Below are 17,995 nucleotides of genomic sequence, written 5' to 3' on the forward strand. Positions count from 1 at the left end.
AAATAAGAATCAAGAGTCAAGGCAAGAGTGAAAAACTGTATGTATGATATCCTTCGCTACGTCATTTTTTGATTTTAGCGGAAACGACTGTTTTTCGCCGTGGCGTGAGAGGATCGTTACTTTATTTGTATCATGTCCGAATCCGGCTCCCCGGTCGTTCAGAGAATTGAGCACAATGAAATCGAGATTTTTTTCCTCCATCTTCTTTGTCGCATTACGCTCTTCATCACTTGTTTCCAACGCAAAGCCGATAGTGAGTTGCCCCGGTTTCTTTAGTTTTCCGAGTGAAGCGGCTATGTCGGGATTGGATACCAATGAGAGGGTGTAATGTTCTTTGTCCGACCGTTTTATCTTTTTATCACTCCTTTGCTCCGGTCGATAGTCGGCTACTGCGGCGGAAAGGATAGCTGCATCCATCTGCGGGAAATTTTTTAAAGCGGCATCATACATCTCCATGGCCGACTCCACATTCACCCTTAATATGTTGGGATGGGAAGCTGATAATGCTGTGGGGCCGGTGATAAGGACTACTTCCGCTCCCCGTGAAGCGCACTCTTCAGCCAGCGCAAACCCCATCTTCCCCGACGAAAAATTGCCGATAAAGCGTACCGGATCGATCCGTTCGTATGTCGGTCCGGCTGTGATCATGATTTTCTTCTTATCAAGATTATGGTCGGTTGCGAAGAAGTGTTCCAGCATAGCCACGATATTTTCGGGTTCTTCCATCCGGCCTTTGCCTTCAAGATGACTGGCCAGTTCGCCTTCGGTAGCTTCGATGATATGTACTCCGTCGCTTTTCAATTTTTTGATATTACGTTGGGTGGAGACGTGCCGGTACATGTCGAGGTCCATGGCCGGTGCCACAAAGACCGGCGCTTTCATCGAAAGATAAGTGGTGACCAGCATATTATCTGCAATGCCATTGGCCATCTTCCCGATACTAGAAGCCGTTGCGGGTGCCACAATCATCAAATCGGCCCATAATCCCAGATCTACATGGCTATGCCAGGTGCCGTTGCTTGAGGCAAAAAACTCACTGATTACGGGGCGCCCTGACAGTGCTGAGAGCGTCACGGGAGTGATGAATTCTTTTCCCGCGGGCGTGATCACAGTTTGTACTTCTGCCCCCTTCTTTACCAATAACCGGGTGAGAATAGCCGATTTGTAAGCAGCAATACTTCCGGTAACTCCTAATATAATATGTTTTCCTTGAAGTGACATATTGGTTGATTCGATGATTTGATAATTCGATGATCCCGATGAATCGGGACTACTCGTTCCGGTTTATCGGAAAGTAATGATAAAGCCGTAAGTAATCCTGATTTTCTGGTCGGCGTGATGAAAACGATACAAAAGTAACAAGAATAGAACTCCTAATAACTCCTTTGGGAACCTATTTGGTGGTTTTGAAGTTAAATAAATTTAATTTGCGGTAAGTGTTTGGTACTTTGTATTGCATAATACCTTGCTTTAGGTATCTTTGTGCTGTTAAATAATATAGGAATGAATATTGAAAATACGCAAAGCCAGATGCGAAAAGGGGTTCTGGAATATTGTATCCTTTCCATCATCAAAAGGGGTGAAGCTTATCCGGGCGATATTATCGACGAGATGAAAGGTGCCGGGCTCCAGCTTTTGGAAGGAACCCTTTATCCTTTACTCAATCGACTGAAGAATGCGGGCATACTCACCTACAGATGGGTAGAAAGTACTTCGGGACCTCCACGCAAATATTTTTGTCTGACGGAGAAAGGGGAAGAGTTTTATGTTCTTTTGCAAGCCACGTGGAATGAATTGGCAAAGGGAGTAGAGACCCTTACTTGCAAGGGAAATGAGTCACATCAAAATCAATCAGAATAGAATCCATATGAAGAAAGTAATCAACATTAATTTTCAGGGACAGGTGATTGCTATCGAAGAAACTGCTTATGTGATCCTGAAGCAGTATATTGACAGTCTTAAAGCCTATTTTTCTCGGGAAGAAGGCGGCGACGAGATTGTGAATGATATCGAATGCCGAATCGCCGAATTATTTGGCAATCGTTTGAAGCATGGCATCAATTGTATTACCGATGAGGATGTGGCAGCTATTATTGACAGTATTGGCAGACCACAGGAGTTTGATTCGGATTATGAAGAGGAATTTATGCAGGATCAGGCGTTTCCTTTTTCCCAGTCGGGTAAGGAAAATTCCGGTGGATCCGGAAATGAATCCCGGGTAACAGGTAGCGGTCGCCAGAGTCTTTACCGGAATGAAAGCGACCGGATTATAGGAGGTGTCTGCAGTGGTCTGGCGCACTATTTCAAAACCGACCCCGTATGGATACGGCTTCTGTTTGTATTGTTCTTCGGATTTCTGTTTTGGATATATATTGTATTATGGATTGTCTTAAAACCAAAGGAGTTAGAGTCGAATGTTTCCAAACGGATTTACCGTAATCCCAATGATCGTTTCATTGGCGGTGTGTGCGGTGGTATTGCGGCCTATTTCCGTATTGATTCGTGGATACCCCGACTCCTATTCCTCACGCCATTGATTTTGAATATGATAGGGATGATTTCTATTTTTCCGTTAAACCGGATTGTTGATAATGTAGGATTCAATTGGAATCTCAACTCGAGTATGATCATTATTTACGTGGTCCTTTGGGCGATTATTCCTGCAGCAAGGACGGTAAAGCAGAAGCTGGAAATGATGGGTGAAGAAGACTATATCCGCTCCATCCGGGAAAAGGTATCCGACAACGTAGCGAGTTCAAGAAATCGTAATGGCAGTGAAGAGGATGTCCGGTCAGTGAATAGAGATGACACTTCCGGTATAGGGGGATCAGGTGAAAAAACAGAAATAAGCGAAATGGAAGAAATGCCTCCTGAACCACCTATTTCTGAAAGATATACGACACCAGTATCGCAGCCGGCGAGATCTGGATGCCTGAATGCATTGGTTATATTTTTGAAGATCATATTCTTTTCATTTGTCGGGATATTCTTGTTGATGCTGATCTCTATTTTTGTCACATTATTGGTGGCAGGCACACATCTTTCGTCGCTGAAATCGCTGTTTATCACCCCGGGTCTTGAAACCACATTGCTCTATACCGCATTGGGATTACTTTTTGTTGTGCCTATTGTAGCGGTCGTTACATGGATCGTTCGCCGTGTGATGAAAGCCAAATCGCGCCCGGCCATTGGCCTTGTCTCATCCTTCCTTTGGATTGTGGGGCTGGTGACTTCAGTCGTGCTTGCTACCCGTATTGCCGATACGTTCAGCGTGGAAAGCTCTTCAGAAAGCATTGTCCCTGTCGCACCCATTACATCGGGCAAATTATATGTGGAGATGTTGCCCTATACGGAAGATTATACCGAGTTCAAGTTCAAAACGGGATATGGTCCCGGGACTCATATTGATATTGATGAACTGCCCTATCTCTCCATTAATGAAGATTCGTTGCTCTTCAACAATATCAACCTGCAGATAGGCAAGAGCAACGATTCGTTATTCCATGTGAGGGTTATCTCCGCCATACATGGCAAGGATCTCCGTACCGCTAAAGCTGATATATCGCAGTTCTCTTATGAAGTTCTCCAGAACGACTCCGTGCTGTTACTTCCCGAATTTTTGTCGGTGCCGGTGGAACAGGGATTCAGGAACCAAAGTATTACCGTGGAGATATCTGTTCCTGCCGGGAAGATCGTAGAGATGAGCGAAGCATTGCGTGATTACAAGGAGAACAGGCCTCCGGCGGCGGTGCGCAAGAGGATCGGGAACAGTTCACGCAACGCCAATTATCTGCCTGTAGATATCCTTGAAGAGGGAGAAGCGAGCGTAGTCATATCTATTGATTCTATATAGATTACTTTTTTAATTTTGTCTTTTCATTATGAATCAGGAAGGCCGTTTCCCCTCTGGGAGCGGCTTCCCTTTTTTAACAGCTACATCCATTGAGCAGTCCATTATCGAGTCGGCGGTATGAGTCCCCTAGAAGCATTTCACCTTCAGGCAAGGCAATCTTTCCGGAGAGGATCGTCCAATCACCGGATTGCCGTATTTCGGCAGGGTTCGCATGTGCCCAGTCCGGCATCCAGTCGTTTTTCCAACCGGTGGCAGGCGATAAACTGTTAATTGAAGTTACGAAGATATGGAATCTATTTGTGACGTATAACAATGCTCCCTTCATAAATGACGGTTGGAAGTGATGATTTTCCAATGGGATGCAGCAACTGAATATATTTTTTTGTGCTGGCAGTTGTTTAAAATTAATTTTTAAAATATTCGTTCAGGTATAAAAAAACTATTATCTTTGCATCCGCAAATCAAGAACCGACGGTTCACACAGCTAATAAATCCGGACTTCCGGATGGCACCAGGCAGAGGCCTGTTTTTTCTGGCTGAATTTGATGATAGCGCCCAGATGGCGAAATTGGTAGACGCGCTAGTTTCAGGGACTAGTGTTGGCAACAACGTGCAGGTTCGAGTCCTGTTCTGGGCACCCCAAAAGCGCAGGTGGTGAAATTGGTATACACGCTACTTTGAGGGGGTAGTGCCGGTTACGGCGTGTGAGTTCGAGTCTCATCCTGCGCACTAATTACTTACCATTGTACTTGTTCTATTTCATTTTCAGTAAAGTCTTTCCTTGAAAATCGGATGGCTTTCAGAAAAAGAAAAAAATGACTGAATCTTTTCGGGTGTGGGGGTACATAAATACCGTCACACCTTATCCTGTTACTTCTCACTTTTTATCAGCCAGTACAGCCCTTTTACTCCGATCTTGATATCATCGAGCCGCAAAAGTACGAGTATTTTTTCGGTATAGGCGAGAATGCCCCATATCAGTGCCAGATAATAGAACCAGGTATAGAATCCGAAAGCGAACAATACGAAAAAGAAAATCCCATGGAGATACCCTGCCGAGACTGCAGAATAGAGATGGAGGCCGGGAATTTTCCCGAAACGGATAAAGGATACAAGATAGCTGATGATGAAAATGGCGAGGAACAGGTATAGAATCCAGGCATGAGGCGCTATGTCGGCCCACTTGAACAGGAAAAGTCCCAGGAAAGCCATGGAATAGGTGCAAACATCCGCCAGGTTGTCGAGTGCAGCCCCGAATTTGGTCTGCAGCTTAAAGTATCGGGCTATGTTACCGTCCAAGATGTCACTTACAAGGCTGATACATAGAAAAATGGTGTACCATTTCTCCTGTCCGGTCAGCGCAAAATAGAGGATCAACGGAAATGCCAACAGGCGGTACAAGCTGAGTGCATTTGGCACATTCAGGATATTTTCTCCTTTCCACAACAATTTTTTCATACAATTAAAACTTTTATTTTTACTTAATCACCTAACCACTTCTATCCTACTGCCGGAGCAAGTGTCTTGTGCTTTGACAAACTTCTTATAAAATATTCCAGCATCCGGAACACGGCTTCTTCGTCCATATTTGATATCTTGGAGATAGAATCGAGGTTGGTTGTGTCGAATTCCAAATTATTTTGAGCATAAGCACCGGTAAAGGACATTCCTATGGACATGATCCGCTCATACACATCCATATCGGCCGTCTCTATTGTATTGTCGGGGACAAGCCGGATGGGCAACAGCCTGTTCAGGCTTTCAATGATATAACCACTTCTCACAGGCTTTTTGGAGACCATATTCACGATGACCGGCAATTCAGGTGTTTCGGCCATACAGACGAGATGATTTACCACGGTATTGATCGCAATCAGGTTTTGGGTTGCCTCCGGATCGATCTTGATACGTATGGTCCGGTTAGGGTGCCGGTGGGACAAGCTATGCACCCGACGGGCAAAATCAAAAATACCGTAATCGGTTTTGGTCACCCCTGTGCGGCTGTCGCCCACTACCTGTGACAGGCGGATCGCATGCCCCGGCAAATGATTCTCGTTGATATGCTTTCTGAGCACGTTTTCTGCGAATCTTTTCGACTGCTCATAATAATTCCTGAATCCTGCGATATCCTCATTATTGTCATAAAACACTTCCTTGAAGAGCCCATTGTACCGCCCGCAGGAATAGGCGGTACTGACCATGAAAAAACGGGAACCGGGGAGTGTGTGGCGGCTGAACATACGAATAGAATTTTCCACGCCGGTAATATTGGTTCTGAATATCTCCTCTTTCGATTTGGCATCATATTTCAGACTGGCGGCAAAGTGAAAATAATCCGCCGGCATGCTGAATATCTCTTTCAAATGCTCCGGTGATATAGCACAATCTTCTTCCATCAACGAGTAAGCATATATTTTTAAGTTTTTGGAGGGACGGTAGTGACCACCGGTAATTTCCGCCAATGTCTTGTTCATTCGTTCTTCAGGCGAACATCCGCCATTTTTCCTGATCAAGGCAATTATCTCATAATTTCTCTCTAACAATTCCAATATAAAATGGGACGCGACATAGCCGTTTGCCCCATTTATTATTACTCTTTTCATTTTGGACATATATTTTTATTCTATTCGTTATCTTTTTATAGGAAAAGGAGCAATACCAATACCACGCTGAAAGGGATTGTGAGGTTATCGACTCCGCGCCATGAAACCAGTTCGGCAAGTGTGCCGGCTGTCGCCACCGCAAAGGCCAGCCAAAAAGTTTTCAGGTCTAACACGTTTAGGTGGAGATAGAGGGCAATAATACTGATCAGGAAACTTAAAACGAAAAATGCGCCTGATCCTACCCATGTTTTCTGGAGTGATTTCCCGAAGATTCTTATCTGCCCGTTCATTTTCTTGATGTTCATGCCTAATATGGCCGCCAGCGGGTCGCAGACTGCCAGGATCAACATGGGCAATATGTAAAGGAATTTGTTTTCCGCGAGATCCGACACCAGAAAAGTGAGATAGATGGAAAGGGGTAACAGGTAACTACCCCATGATTTCCGGTTGATTGAGTGGATAGAACCTAAATGCCTACTGCGCCATGTGGCAAATAAAAACAAGCCAAAAACAGAAGCCAGCACGAGCACATACCAGTGTGAAGGGAAAATATAGGGAAAAGGCAAGGTTGCCAATGCCGTGGCAAAATGGGCGAACTTTCGGGTGAATTCACCTTGCATCCCCATCCTTCGATATATTAACTCGTTAATGATAAGGAAAGCGGCGACCCCTATCAAGTAAAAAAATGCTATTGCGACTATATTTACCATACTTTCTTATTTAAATACCTGCCAGTTGGCTGTATAAAGCGACCCATGCGCCACCGGCGACCAGACTGTCGAAACGATCGAGGAAGCCTCCATGGCCCGGAATCAACTCATTGAAATTTTTCACTTCGTACTTCCTTTTATAATAAGAGGCAGCCAAATCTCCGATGAAAGCAAAAAGGATAATTCCCACGGAGAGGAATAACAGGCTCACAGGAGATATGTTTACCAGTTTACGCAACAGGAACGCACTGGCCAATGCCACACAGGCACCGCCGACCATTCCTCCCAAAGTTTTATTTGGACTAATCCGCGGCAATATTTTCCTTTTACCCCATAGCTGTCCGGTTATTTGGCTAAAGGCGTCAAAGATGGAAAGGACGAGGAATGTGAATAATATTAAGTTTTTGTCAAGAGTGCCAAAATAGCAGAAACCTGCGGACAAAAGTACAAAAATTGTTAGTGACAGGAAAAAAAATCTTTTTTGACTATACTTCGACATCCTGAATAAATGGTTCAGTTCTACCACTCCCACGGCAGCAATTACCACGGTCAGGTACCGGAAAACGACAGGTTCTATTGTGATGCTGAAAAACAAGCCGCTCACAATGAAAAAATAAACGATGAATTTGGTATAGCTTTTCCGGGTGATTATAGGATCCTTTTTGCGGTTGATAAGATAAAAACCAATCCCTCCCAGAAGAAAATAAGTCAGTATAATCAGGTAAATATTCCAAATCATATTGTATCTATTTGATGATCATTAAAACTCCTATCGCAACCATTACCGCGGCATAGCCATATCTGATTTTATTTTCCGAACTACCGACATTGGCTTTGGAAAGTAACATTGGACCCAGGATTGCTCCCAGTGCTGATCCGGCAGTGAGAAAATATACCAATGTCAGGTCGATTTGCCCTACTAGCGAGTGGGCACCTATAGCGAACACGGTATTGACCAAGACAACCAGAAGGGAGGTGCCGATCACCTTTTTCAACGGGATATCCATGGAGAGCAGTCCGGCCAACACAGGAGCAGTGCCGCTGGCGCCAAAGACACCGGTGATTAATCCGGCCATCAATCCGAAAAACGATCCTTTTATAATTTTTGTTCCCTTCCGCTGTTTCCGTGCTGTTTGATTTCTCTCTTTCCTTTTCCATGTGTCGTGAAGGAGGTTGACCGCGATGAGGACTGCATAGATCCCGAACGCGGCTTTTAGCTTTTCACTGCTGATCCAGCCGGCAATCGCGGCACCGGCAAAAGTGCCGGCAATACCCATAAGTAAAAAAACCGGCACAATATTAAAAGCAATGTTTCTGCCCTTGACATGCCCCAATACTCCCACTATGCAAATAGGTAAAGTAGCCACCAGAGAAGTCGTCACGGCAACGGAAGCAGGAACATGCAACAGAAGCGTCAACAGAGGCAGGAAAATAAAACCTCCACCTCCACCCAGCATTGTTCCAAACAAACCGACTATGAAGCCGATTGCCGGTAAAACATAATAAATAGGTGTTATATCCGAATGAAAAAACATGACTTTTAATTCTCCGTCATCGATCCGGGACAAATTGATTTTTTTTAAATTCCGTTGAATAAAGATTACGATACGAACTGCAAAAGTAATGCCACACCCCAATAAATTCATAAAGGAGCAATACCTAAACAGCTATTTTGACTGCTGAAATATAAAAAAACGATACCGAACCTATTCGATTTCCTCCGGGATGCATTTCCAATTTAGTGGGTAAGTTGGAGTAAAGAAAAAATAAATAAAACTTATCCAACCGACTTAAAACAGCCAATAAAGTGCAATATTAGGTATTTTGAACGATAATCGCAAACGAAAGCACATACTTCGTGAGATTTTAATGCTGGTTCGAGTAATACCGAAGGCTTAGTAAGGACTTCGAGTTTCATATGCCTCAGGTAGCTTAGTGCATCAGTAATAACCCGGCCAACCGCCTAAAATGCTTGAAACTATTATCAGAGGTCTTTCGGTAATACAGGTGCCCATCGGTACACTTGGGATGACTATCCACTTTCCCGGTATTGGATAGGAGAGATGCCTGTTCTTTTTTTAAAATAACTGCCAAAAAATGAAGCATTGGGGAAATTCAGCTTTTCTGATATCTGTAAGACTGTCAGGTTGGAGCTTTTCAACATCGCTTTGGCTTCCATGATGACCATTTCGTCGATCCATTGCGAAACCGATTTTCCACTGACCTCCCTGATTATTTTTGATAAATATTTGGGCGTAAGGAACATTTTATCCGCGTAGAATTTAATACTTCTTTCCTGCCTGTGAAACTGGAATAATAATCCTATAAAATGTGTCAAGTGCTTTTCACTACGGGATAAGGCTTTACCGTTTTGGGTTATTTCGTAAGTGTTCAGCAATTGAAGCACCTCGTATACAAGCGTATGCAATAAACTCTTGGTTATTTCTTCCCGGTACAGGTGATCCTCCCTTTTGTATTTTTTTACGATGAATGCATGGAAATCGAGCAGGTTTAACATTTCCTCTTCCTTAATCTTCAGGCAAGTGATTTTTCCTATTTGCTCAAAAAGATCTGTCTCGGCAATTAGTTTAAAGTCAGAAACAAAGTCGAAAGAAATAAAAATAAACTCTACTAACCAGTCATCGCTGTAATCACATATTTCCAGCAAATAATTAGGCAAAAGCGTAATAATCATGTTCGGTTCGATATGATACTCCTGGAGATTTATTTTTACGCGGGCGTTTCCCCTTACACAAATTGCCAGGGCAATGTCCTCTATTATATTGGGATGTTGAAAATCAAAAGAGTAGTCTTTTATCCGGGCTCCGTTATCCGAGAGGATGAAATTTTTCACCCCGGTTATCGGAGCTTGTCTGGATACATCTTCCAACGAAATTCTTCCATATCTACCTTTATTCATAAACCTGATAGTTGTTATCCATTTGGCTATAAAACAAATAAACAGATGCTACACTGGACTGCAAATATAGCGAAAGCCGAGAGAATGCCAAACTTGTTTGAGCATTTCCGAGGCGCATCCTACTATTATGTAAATATAGTGAATTGGGCGTTAGAAAAATATAAAAGCGATATTTTGAACATAATTGACGAATATTTGATTTCCTTCCTTATACTTAATTGGCGCACCTTTACACCCAAAAAGCAGTATTATGAATAAAACCGGGTTTATTTCAGGGAGCATTTGCTTACTGATATTGGCTATGCATGTGTCTTGTTCCTCAAAAACGGAAGACAGTACGGGTTCGAAGAGAGTGCGGGTTAAGGTACAGGAGATAGCATACAGCAATGGTACCTATACAACAGAATACGTAGGGACCGTAGAGAGTGAGAATTCCGTGAATGTCAGTTTTCTGACAATGGGTACTATTGAACAGATGACAGTGCAGGAGGGGGAGGCCGTTCAAAAAGGGCAACTCCTGGCAAAGTTGAATACAAGTTCGGCGGAAAATATGTATAATATAGCGAAATCAACGCTTAACCGGGCCCGGGACGGGTACGACCGCTTGTCGGCCCTGCATGAGAACAATAGCCTTCCCGAAGTACAATATGTGGAAGTAAAGACAGCATTGGAGCAAGCCGAGTCGGCGGAAAAAATTGCCCTCAAAAATCTGGAAGATTGTAATTTATATGCGCCTTACTCAGGCGTTATAGGCAAACGTTACCTGGAAACGGGAGCCAATGTGTCACCCGGCATACCGGTTTATAGTATAATGAATATAAATTCCATAAAAATAAAGATCGCGATACCCGAGCGTGAAATATCATCCGTCAGGACGGGCGGGAAAAGTCATATCGTTGTCCCGGCGCTTAACGACCGCTCGTTTGAAGGAAAGGTTATCGAAAAAGGAGTGACGGCACATCCCATATCGCATACCTACGACATAAAAGTGCAAGTGGAAAACAAAGGCCATCAACTGTTGCCGGGCATGGTTTGCAAGGCTTACCTGACAAGTGGTGACGGTCCGGAAGACGACGCATGGAAAAATATTGTCGTGCCGCTTAAATCCGTTCAGTTGGATCATTCCGGGAAACACTTCGTCTGGTTGGTGGATGAAGAAGGAAAAGCATTTCAGCGTGAAGTAAGCGTCGGCAGTTTTATCGGTAATGGCATCACTGTTACCGGCGGACTGCATGAAGGCGATATACTTATTACGGAAGGTTATCGAAATGTGAGTCCGGGAGCAATGGTTGATGTGGTAGAATAAATAACGGGGAAATGGAAAAGAAGGCAACAATTATAGACTGGACGATGAAATATAACAGGTTAGTCCTGCTTCTCGTGACAGTATTCATCGTTTTTGGTATTTATGCGCTGGTGGAAATGCCCAAGCGTGAATTTCCGTCAGTTACCATTCGCCAAGGCGTTGTGGTTGGCGTATACTCCGGAGCAACTTCCGCCGAAGTGGAAGAGCAATTGGCCAAACCACTCGAAAACTTTTTATTCACCTATAAAGAGGTGAAAAAAGCAAAAACATACTCCCAGTCTAAAGATGGAATGGTATATGTCTTTGTTGAACTGAATGATGATGTCTATAATAAAGATGAAGTCTGGTCGAAAATAAAGCATGGTTTGACAACCTTTAAAATGCAATTGCCCTCGGGCGTACTGGCATTGATCGCCAACGATGACTTTGGCGACACATCGGCATTGCTGATCACTCTTGAATCCGATACGAAAACCTATCGTCAGCTCGAAGAACAAATCGAGATATTGGAAGGAAAACTCCGTTCCATCGAATCGGTCTCCAACTTGCGGCGTTACGGTACACAAAAGGAACAGATCAGCATTTACATCGAAAAAGAAAAACTTGCGACTTATGGCATCAGTGTCCTCAATCTCTATCAAACGTTGACTACCAAGGGTCTTATTACACTCTCAGGTAATATTGACAACAAAGATATGGTTGTGCCGATCCATATAGAACGTCCCTATCTGTCTGAAAAGGACATCGAGGAGCAAATCATCTATTCGGATGCCGGAGGCAATCATATCCGTCTGAAAGATATAGCCCGGGTAGTGCGGGAATACCCAAAGCCGGACAGTTACATTACCAACAATGGGAAGAAGTGCCTGGTACTTTCCACTGAAATGAGGGAAGGATACAACATTGTCCAATACGGAAAAGATGTGGATGTAGTCCTCCGGGAGTTTCAGGAAAGCTTGCCGGAGGATGTCGGCATCTACCGGATCGCCGACGAACCTAAGGTGGTGAATAGTTCAGTATCCAATTTCCTGCAGGAATTGTTGTTGGCGATAACGGCGGTAATGCTGGTGGTTGTCATACTGCTTCCGTTGAGGGTTGCCGCCGTATCAGCCTCATCTATTCCAATCACCATTTTCATTGCGTTGGGTACTTTGTTTATCGCAGGTTTCGAACTCAATATCGTGACGCTGGCAGCACTGATAGTGACACTGGGAATGATCGTGGACAACTCGGTGGTGATCGTGGACAGTTACCTTGAAAAACTGAATCAGGGGGTACCCCGTAAAGAAGCAGCCGCAGAAAGCGCCAAAGAATATGTGAAGGCGATAGCGTCGGCCACCTTAGCCATTTGTTTTGCATTCCTTCCGTTCTTATTTGTGGTGAGCGGGCTCATTCACGATTTTATCGTGGCATTCCCCTGGACAATACTTCTCACCCTGAGTATATCATGGGCTGTCGCCATACTCGTTATTCCTTTCCTGCAATACTTCTTCATACGAAAAGGATTACGGCCGGGAAAAGACGAAAAACCCAAAAAGGGGACAATCATGCTGGAAAAACTACAGGGCGGTTACGAGTGGTTGCTGGCGAAGGTGTTCAGGTTTCCCAAATTGTCGATAGTTATTACTGTGGCAGCCATTGCGGCCGGTATCATCATCTTTATGAATATACCCCTGAAGCTGCTTCCCATTGCCGAACGTGACCAGTTCGCCGTGGAGATATACCTGCCCGGGGGAAGTTCCCTGGAACAGACCGAAACGGTAAGCAGGGATATGGAGGCAATATTGCGCGCGGATGAACGGGTTGTTTCGGTGACTGCTTTTTACGGCGCAGGGTCACCGCGTTTCCATACAGTCTACGCCCCCAAAATAGGAGGTCCCAATTTTGCACAATTTATTGTGAATACCAGGTCGAATCGCGATACGGAAAAGATACTGGATGAGTATTCCGATAAATATGCCCATTATTACCCGAATGCATTCGTCAAATTCAAGCAGTTGGAATACGTGGCGGTAGATGCCGATGTGGAGATCCGCCTGGCGGGAGACGATATTCCCGATCTGAAACAATTTGCGGATACATTGATGACCGAATTAAACAAATTGGAGGAACCTGTCAGGATATATACCAGTTTTGAGGAGCCCCTGCCGGGTATCAAAATTTCAGTAGACCCCATCGAGGCGAACCGTCTGGGAATAAGTGAAGCCATACTGGGGATAAATCTGGCATCACGGTTTGCCGATGTGCCGATCACCACCGTCTGGGAAAATGATTATTCCTTGCCGGTAGTTCTCAAATCGAAGTCGACAGAGGTGGAAGCGGCAGATGTCGCCAACGAATATGTTTCAGGGATACTTTCTCCTGCCGTGCCCCTACGCCAGATAGCCCACGTATCACCTGACTGGAACGAAGGGCAAATCGTAAGAAGGAACGGCATCAGGACCCTGTCTGTCTATGTGGACCTGAAAAGGGGTGAAGATGTAAGCAGCGTACAGTCGAAAGTGGAAACCATTGTCGGTGATATCGCCGGCACAGCATTATCCGAAGGTATTTCCATCTCTTACGGCGGGGTGGAGGAGTTTAATGACGAAAACCTGCCCGGAATAGTGAGAGGACTGATAATGGCTGCTGCCATCATGTTCCTGGTGATGGTCTTCCACTTTAAGAAGGTCAGCCTTTCCGTCCTGGTGTTGGTGTCGATGTCATTCAGCATCTTCGGGGTTGCGTTGGGGATGAATATAGCGGGTCTTCCCATCAGCGCCACAGCCATATTGGGTATGGTGAGCCTGATAGGGATTATTGTCCGCAACGGTATCATCATGTATGATTATACGGAAGAGCTCAGACGCACACAACATAAAACAGTGCGCGAAGCAGCTATCTTATCCGGCAAGCGCAGGATGCGCCCTATATTCCTTACATCTGCTGCCGCGTCGATGGGTGTGATACCGATGATTATCAGTCAAAGCCCGCTGTGGTATCCTATGGGTACGGTTATCTTTTCAGGAACAATCGTCTCGATGATATTTGTAGTCACTATCCTTCCCCTGGCTTATTGGCTGGTATACCGGCATAAAGATAAAGAGGATCACCCATCTTCCATTCCCGAAGATGCAGAGGCATGTCCCGAAGATGCAGAGGCATGAAACGAACCCTCTCTCTGAAATGAAAAAATTACACAAAGACATGGTTAATTAATATGAAAAAAAGATATATTGCTCCGATAATAATCCTTTGCGCCTTCACAGGAACAATCCAATTGAAGGCACAGGCAAAATACAGCCTCGATGATTGTAAAAAAATGGCTTTGGAGTATAATCGCTCCATAAAAAACAGCCGTTTGGAAATTGAAACCGCAAAACAAACAAAAAAGAATGCCTTTACCGGTTATTTCCCCAAAGTGAGTGCCACCGGCATGGGTTTTCGTTTTAGTGACCCCTTACTCGAGTACAATATGCCGGGAGGCGACCTGCCGGTGTATGATGGCAATCCTGCCAACCTTCCCGGTGCCACCCAATTCGCTTATTTTCCGGGTATTTCACTTTCATTACTGGATAAGGCTAATATTGCTGCTGTTACCGCCGTACAACCACTCTATGCCGGCGGACGCATCGTTACCGGTAATAAGCTGGCCCAACTGGGGGTTAACGTCAACCAAAGCAGGCTTATACTATCCAAAAGCGAAGTCCTGCTGCAAACCGAAGAGCAATACTGGGGCATTGTGTCACTGAACGAAAAGCTGAGAACCCTGCACCTGGCTGAGAGTCTGCTCGATACCGTGTATAAGCAGGCGAACGATTCTTATCGGGCGGGATTGATAAACCGGAACGATGTGATGAAAGTATCTATCAGGCAAAGTGAAATGAGAATGAACCGGCTTAAGCTCGAAAATGGGATCAGGCTTGCAATGATGGCCTTCAGTCAGCATATCGGGTTGGCGTATGATTCGACTATGGTTTTGTCCGATACCCTTGTCGCCAGCCAAAGTCCGGACGAAGTATACCTGGATGCCGGCCAGGCTTTGTTTCACCGCGAAGAATATAAGCTACTGCAAAAGAGTGTGGAAGCAGAGGAACTGCAGACCCGGTTGAAGATCGGGGAATATTTGCCTGAGGTAGGCGTTGGCGTAGGGGCGGTATACTATGATTATGATTTTAGTAATAACAAAGGTACATCCAATACAATGGTATTTGCATCCGTAAAGATTCCCATTTCCGATTGGTGGGGCGCTTCCCATGCCATAAAAGAAAAAAAGTTTAAGGAACAGATTGCCCGTAACAATAGCCGGAATGGTGAGGAATTGCTTTTATTGCAGATACAGAAAGCATGGAACGAGCTTAATGAAGCATACAAGCAAATAGAAGTGGCGAATGAAACCGTGGCCCAGGCCGAAGAGAACCTGAGGATCAATAGTGACAATTACAAGAACGGCATTGTGAATATTTCCGATATGCTCGAAGCACAAATGATACTCCAGCAGACAAGAGACGAACTGACTGATGCCCGGTCGGGCTATAAAATCAAGCTTGTCACTTATTTGCAGGTAACCGGACGGTATGAATTGTAAAATAATTTACTATATTTATATCCTGAATTGAATATTGTACTTATATGAAGATCCTTACATCGGCACAGATCAGGAAGATAGACGCAGAAACAATATCAAGGGAGGGAATACCGTCGCTTGAGTTGATGAAACGTGCTGCGACGGCATTCTTTCACTTTTTTGCGGAGAAATACACGGATAGGGACAGTTCCGTAATTATCTTTGCCGGGGTGGGTAATAACGGAGGGGACGCATTGGTAGTCGCCCGTTTATTACATAAGGCGGGTTATCCGGTAAAAGCTTATATGGTGGAATTCAGTAATCGGTATACCGAAGACTGTGCCCATAATGTCCGCCGCATGAAAGCAGAAAATATCTCCTATAAAAAAATTGTGGAAAAAGGAGATATTCCCGATCTGTCACCCTTCGATGTGGTAATCGACGGTATATTCGGTACGGGATTGTCACGTGAAGTGGATGGCGTGGCCGCCGAAGTGATTGCACGGATCAACGGGAGCGGAAAAAAGGTGATCAGCATCGATGTGCCAAGCGGGTTGTATGCGGACCGGAAAACGGAGTTCGCAGTGAAAGCAACCGAAACGGTCACTTTCCAGATTCCTAAACTGGCATTGTATCTGCCGGAAAATGCCGCTTTTACCGGGAATGTACAGATCGTACCAATAGGCCTGAGCGAAGAAGCTGTTGCTGAAGCTGAGACGGATACCTACCTGACGGAGAAGAAGGATATCAGGGGGATGCTGAAACCGCTTCCCAAATTTGCCCATAAAGGTACGCAGGGACATGCGCTGGTCATTGGTGGGAGCCTGGGTAAATGCGGATCGGTCTCCCTTGCTGCGAAAGCTGCCCTTAAAACCGGTTGTGGATTGGTCACCGCCTATTTGCCCAAATGTGGAGTGATACCTATACAGTCCAATTTCCCTGAAGCAATGGCCCTTGAGGATAAGGGGATGGAACATATCACTTCCATAGATTACGATCTGAAACCGGATGCCGTTGGTATCGGTATGGGGATGGGATTGCATGAAGAAACAGAGCAGGCGCTGTATTCTTTCCTCCTGAAAAGCAGGGGCCCGTTGGTGGTGGATGCCGACGCATTGAATATCCTTTCCCGCTATCCTGATTGGCTCACCCTCCTGCCAAAAGGAACCATCCTGACCCCCCATCCTAAAGAGCTTCAGCGGCTGATAGGTGGATGGTGCGATGATTATGATAAGATCGGAAAAACAAGATTGTTTGCGCGAAAATATAATGTGGTCGTAATCGTAAAGGGAGCTTATTCACTGGTTATCGATCAAAAAGAAATATGCGTGAACAGCAGTGGGACGCCCGCACTGGCAACGGCAGGAAGCGGGGACGTGCTGACCGGCATGGTCACCAGCCTGCTGGCACAGGGTTACCAACCGTTTGTGGCAGCCCGGATAGGAGTTTTCCTGCATGGAATGACTGCCGATATTACCGGAGACACCATTCATCCCCGTAGTTTCGTGGCTTCGGATATCATTGAAAATATAGGAAATGCCTACCGGAGTTTAGAAAAAAAACAGTGATGCGTTTGTGATTTACGAATTAATTATGTAATTTTGCACCTCAATTTGCCAATAGGCCAAAAAAGAGGTTGCGGAAAGCAACACGCCTCAGGCACGTAACTTCAGGTTATTTTATTTATGTACGTCATTGTAGACATTCAGGGTCAACAGTTTAAAGTTGAACAAGACCAAAAATTATTTGTCCACCGGATCAACGCCGATCAGGGTGCTGAGGTGGAATTTGAGAAGGTGATGCTCGTGGATAACGATGGTGCCGTAACAGTTGGCGCGCCGGTGATCGACGGAGCAAAGGTGGTAGTAGAGATCCTTTCCCACGTGAAAGGCGACAAAGTCCTTGTCTTCAAGAAGAAAAGAAGAAAAGGTTACCGGAAGCTGAACGGTCACCGTCAACAGTTTTCCGAAGTGAGAGTAAAGGAAATTATTGCTTAATCAGTTAAAATCAGAAGGAAATGGCACATAAGAAAGGTGTAGGTAGTTCCAAGAACGGCC

Annotated in this window: 15 protein-coding genes and 2 tRNA genes; 9 read left to right on the forward strand and 8 right to left on the reverse strand. The window is 44.9% G+C overall.

Features of this window, described 5'->3' with window-relative positions; translation table 11 throughout:
* Positions 1–9 precede the first annotated feature (9 nt).
* Positions 10–1,221 carry a bifunctional phosphopantothenoylcysteine decarboxylase/phosphopantothenate--cysteine ligase CoaBC gene (coaBC, locus tag B4G81_RS12145; RefSeq protein WP_294082854.1) on the reverse strand — a complete coding sequence of 404 codons (1,212 nt, stop codon included), beginning with the start codon at positions 1,219–1,221 and terminating at the stop codon, positions 10–12.
* A gap of 282 nt (positions 1,222–1,503) precedes the next feature.
* Here coaBC and B4G81_RS12150 point away from each other — a divergent pair, with 282 nt between their 5' ends.
* Complete coding sequence (locus tag B4G81_RS12150; RefSeq protein WP_294082855.1) at positions 1,504–1,860, forward strand: PadR family transcriptional regulator; 357 nt, start codon at positions 1,504–1,506, stop codon at positions 1,858–1,860.
* A gap of 7 nt (positions 1,861–1,867) precedes the next feature.
* Entirely contained in the window at positions 1,868–3,853 is a 1,986-nt protein-coding gene (locus B4G81_RS12155; protein WP_294082857.1) for a PspC domain-containing protein, read from the forward strand.
* Between the two features lie 73 nt (positions 3,854–3,926).
* Here B4G81_RS12155 and B4G81_RS12160 read toward each other — a convergent pair whose 3' ends face one another.
* Positions 3,927–4,178, reverse strand: coding sequence for a hypothetical protein (locus B4G81_RS12160; protein WP_294082859.1), 252 nt, complete (start codon positions 4,176–4,178; stop codon positions 3,927–3,929).
* 228 nt (positions 4,179–4,406) lie between these two features.
* Between B4G81_RS12160 and B4G81_RS12165 the strand changes: the two genes are divergently transcribed.
* Positions 4,407–4,490 (forward strand) — tRNA-Leu (locus B4G81_RS12165).
* A gap of 8 nt (positions 4,491–4,498) precedes the next feature.
* Positions 4,499–4,582, forward strand: a tRNA-Leu gene (locus tag B4G81_RS12170).
* A 141-nt stretch (positions 4,583–4,723) separates the two neighbouring features.
* Here the strand turns inward: B4G81_RS12170 and B4G81_RS12175 are convergent.
* From B4G81_RS12175 to B4G81_RS12200, 6 genes are all read right to left on the reverse strand, one after another.
* Positions 4,724–5,311 (reverse strand): CDP-alcohol phosphatidyltransferase family protein, encoded by a 588-nt coding sequence (locus tag B4G81_RS12175; protein WP_294082862.1) that lies wholly within the window; start codon positions 5,309–5,311, stop codon positions 4,724–4,726.
* A gap of 41 nt (positions 5,312–5,352) precedes the next feature.
* On the reverse strand, positions 5,353–6,456 hold the full coding sequence (locus tag B4G81_RS12180; RefSeq protein WP_294082864.1) for an SDR family oxidoreductase: 1,104 nt from the start codon (positions 6,454–6,456) through the stop codon (positions 5,353–5,355).
* A gap of 35 nt (positions 6,457–6,491) precedes the next feature.
* Complete coding sequence (locus tag B4G81_RS12185; protein ID WP_294082866.1) at positions 6,492–7,166, reverse strand: hypothetical protein; 675 nt, start codon at positions 7,164–7,166, stop codon at positions 6,492–6,494.
* 10 nt (positions 7,167–7,176) lie between these two features.
* Positions 7,177–7,905, reverse strand: coding sequence for a phosphatidate cytidylyltransferase (locus tag B4G81_RS12190; protein WP_294082868.1), 729 nt, complete (start codon positions 7,903–7,905; stop codon positions 7,177–7,179).
* A gap of 7 nt (positions 7,906–7,912) precedes the next feature.
* A complete protein-coding gene (locus tag B4G81_RS12195) occupies positions 7,913–8,734 on the reverse strand; it encodes a sulfite exporter TauE/SafE family protein (RefSeq protein WP_294082869.1) in 822 nt (273 codons plus the stop codon).
* A 464-nt stretch (positions 8,735–9,198) separates the two neighbouring features.
* The gene (locus tag B4G81_RS12200; RefSeq protein WP_294082871.1) at positions 9,199–10,086 is read right to left on the reverse strand and encodes a helix-turn-helix domain-containing protein; all 888 of its coding nucleotides are present in this window, start codon (positions 10,084–10,086) and stop codon (positions 9,199–9,201) included.
* 250 nt (positions 10,087–10,336) lie between these two features.
* On the opposite strand from B4G81_RS12200, the gene B4G81_RS12205 reads away from it, so the two are divergent.
* The 5 genes from B4G81_RS12205 to rplU all read left to right on the forward strand — a co-directional run bounded on the left by B4G81_RS12205 (position 10,337) and on the right by rplU (position 17,935).
* Positions 10,337–11,392 (forward strand): efflux RND transporter periplasmic adaptor subunit, encoded by a 1,056-nt coding sequence (locus B4G81_RS12205; RefSeq protein ID WP_294082873.1) that lies wholly within the window; start codon positions 10,337–10,339, stop codon positions 11,390–11,392.
* An 11-nt stretch (positions 11,393–11,403) separates the two neighbouring features.
* A complete protein-coding gene (locus tag B4G81_RS12210) occupies positions 11,404–14,538 on the forward strand; it encodes an efflux RND transporter permease subunit (RefSeq protein ID WP_294082878.1) in 3,135 nt (1,044 codons plus the stop codon).
* A 53-nt stretch (positions 14,539–14,591) separates the two neighbouring features.
* A complete protein-coding gene (locus B4G81_RS12215; protein ID WP_294082879.1) occupies positions 14,592–15,959 on the forward strand; it encodes a TolC family protein in 1,368 nt (455 codons plus the stop codon).
* A 44-nt stretch (positions 15,960–16,003) separates the two neighbouring features.
* A complete protein-coding gene (locus B4G81_RS12220) occupies positions 16,004–17,506 on the forward strand; it encodes an NAD(P)H-hydrate dehydratase (RefSeq protein WP_294082882.1) in 1,503 nt (500 codons plus the stop codon).
* Positions 17,507–17,623: 117 nt separating this feature from the next.
* Complete coding sequence (gene rplU, locus B4G81_RS12225) at positions 17,624–17,935, forward strand: 50S ribosomal protein L21 (protein ID WP_294082884.1); 312 nt, start codon at positions 17,624–17,626, stop codon at positions 17,933–17,935.
* Positions 17,936–17,995: the final 60 nt, after the last annotated feature.

Origin of the sequence: Proteiniphilum sp. UBA5384 (genome assembly GCF_002410825.1) — a bacterium.
In the GTDB taxonomy this organism is placed as follows: Bacteria; Bacteroidota; Bacteroidia; order Bacteroidales; family Dysgonomonadaceae; genus Proteiniphilum.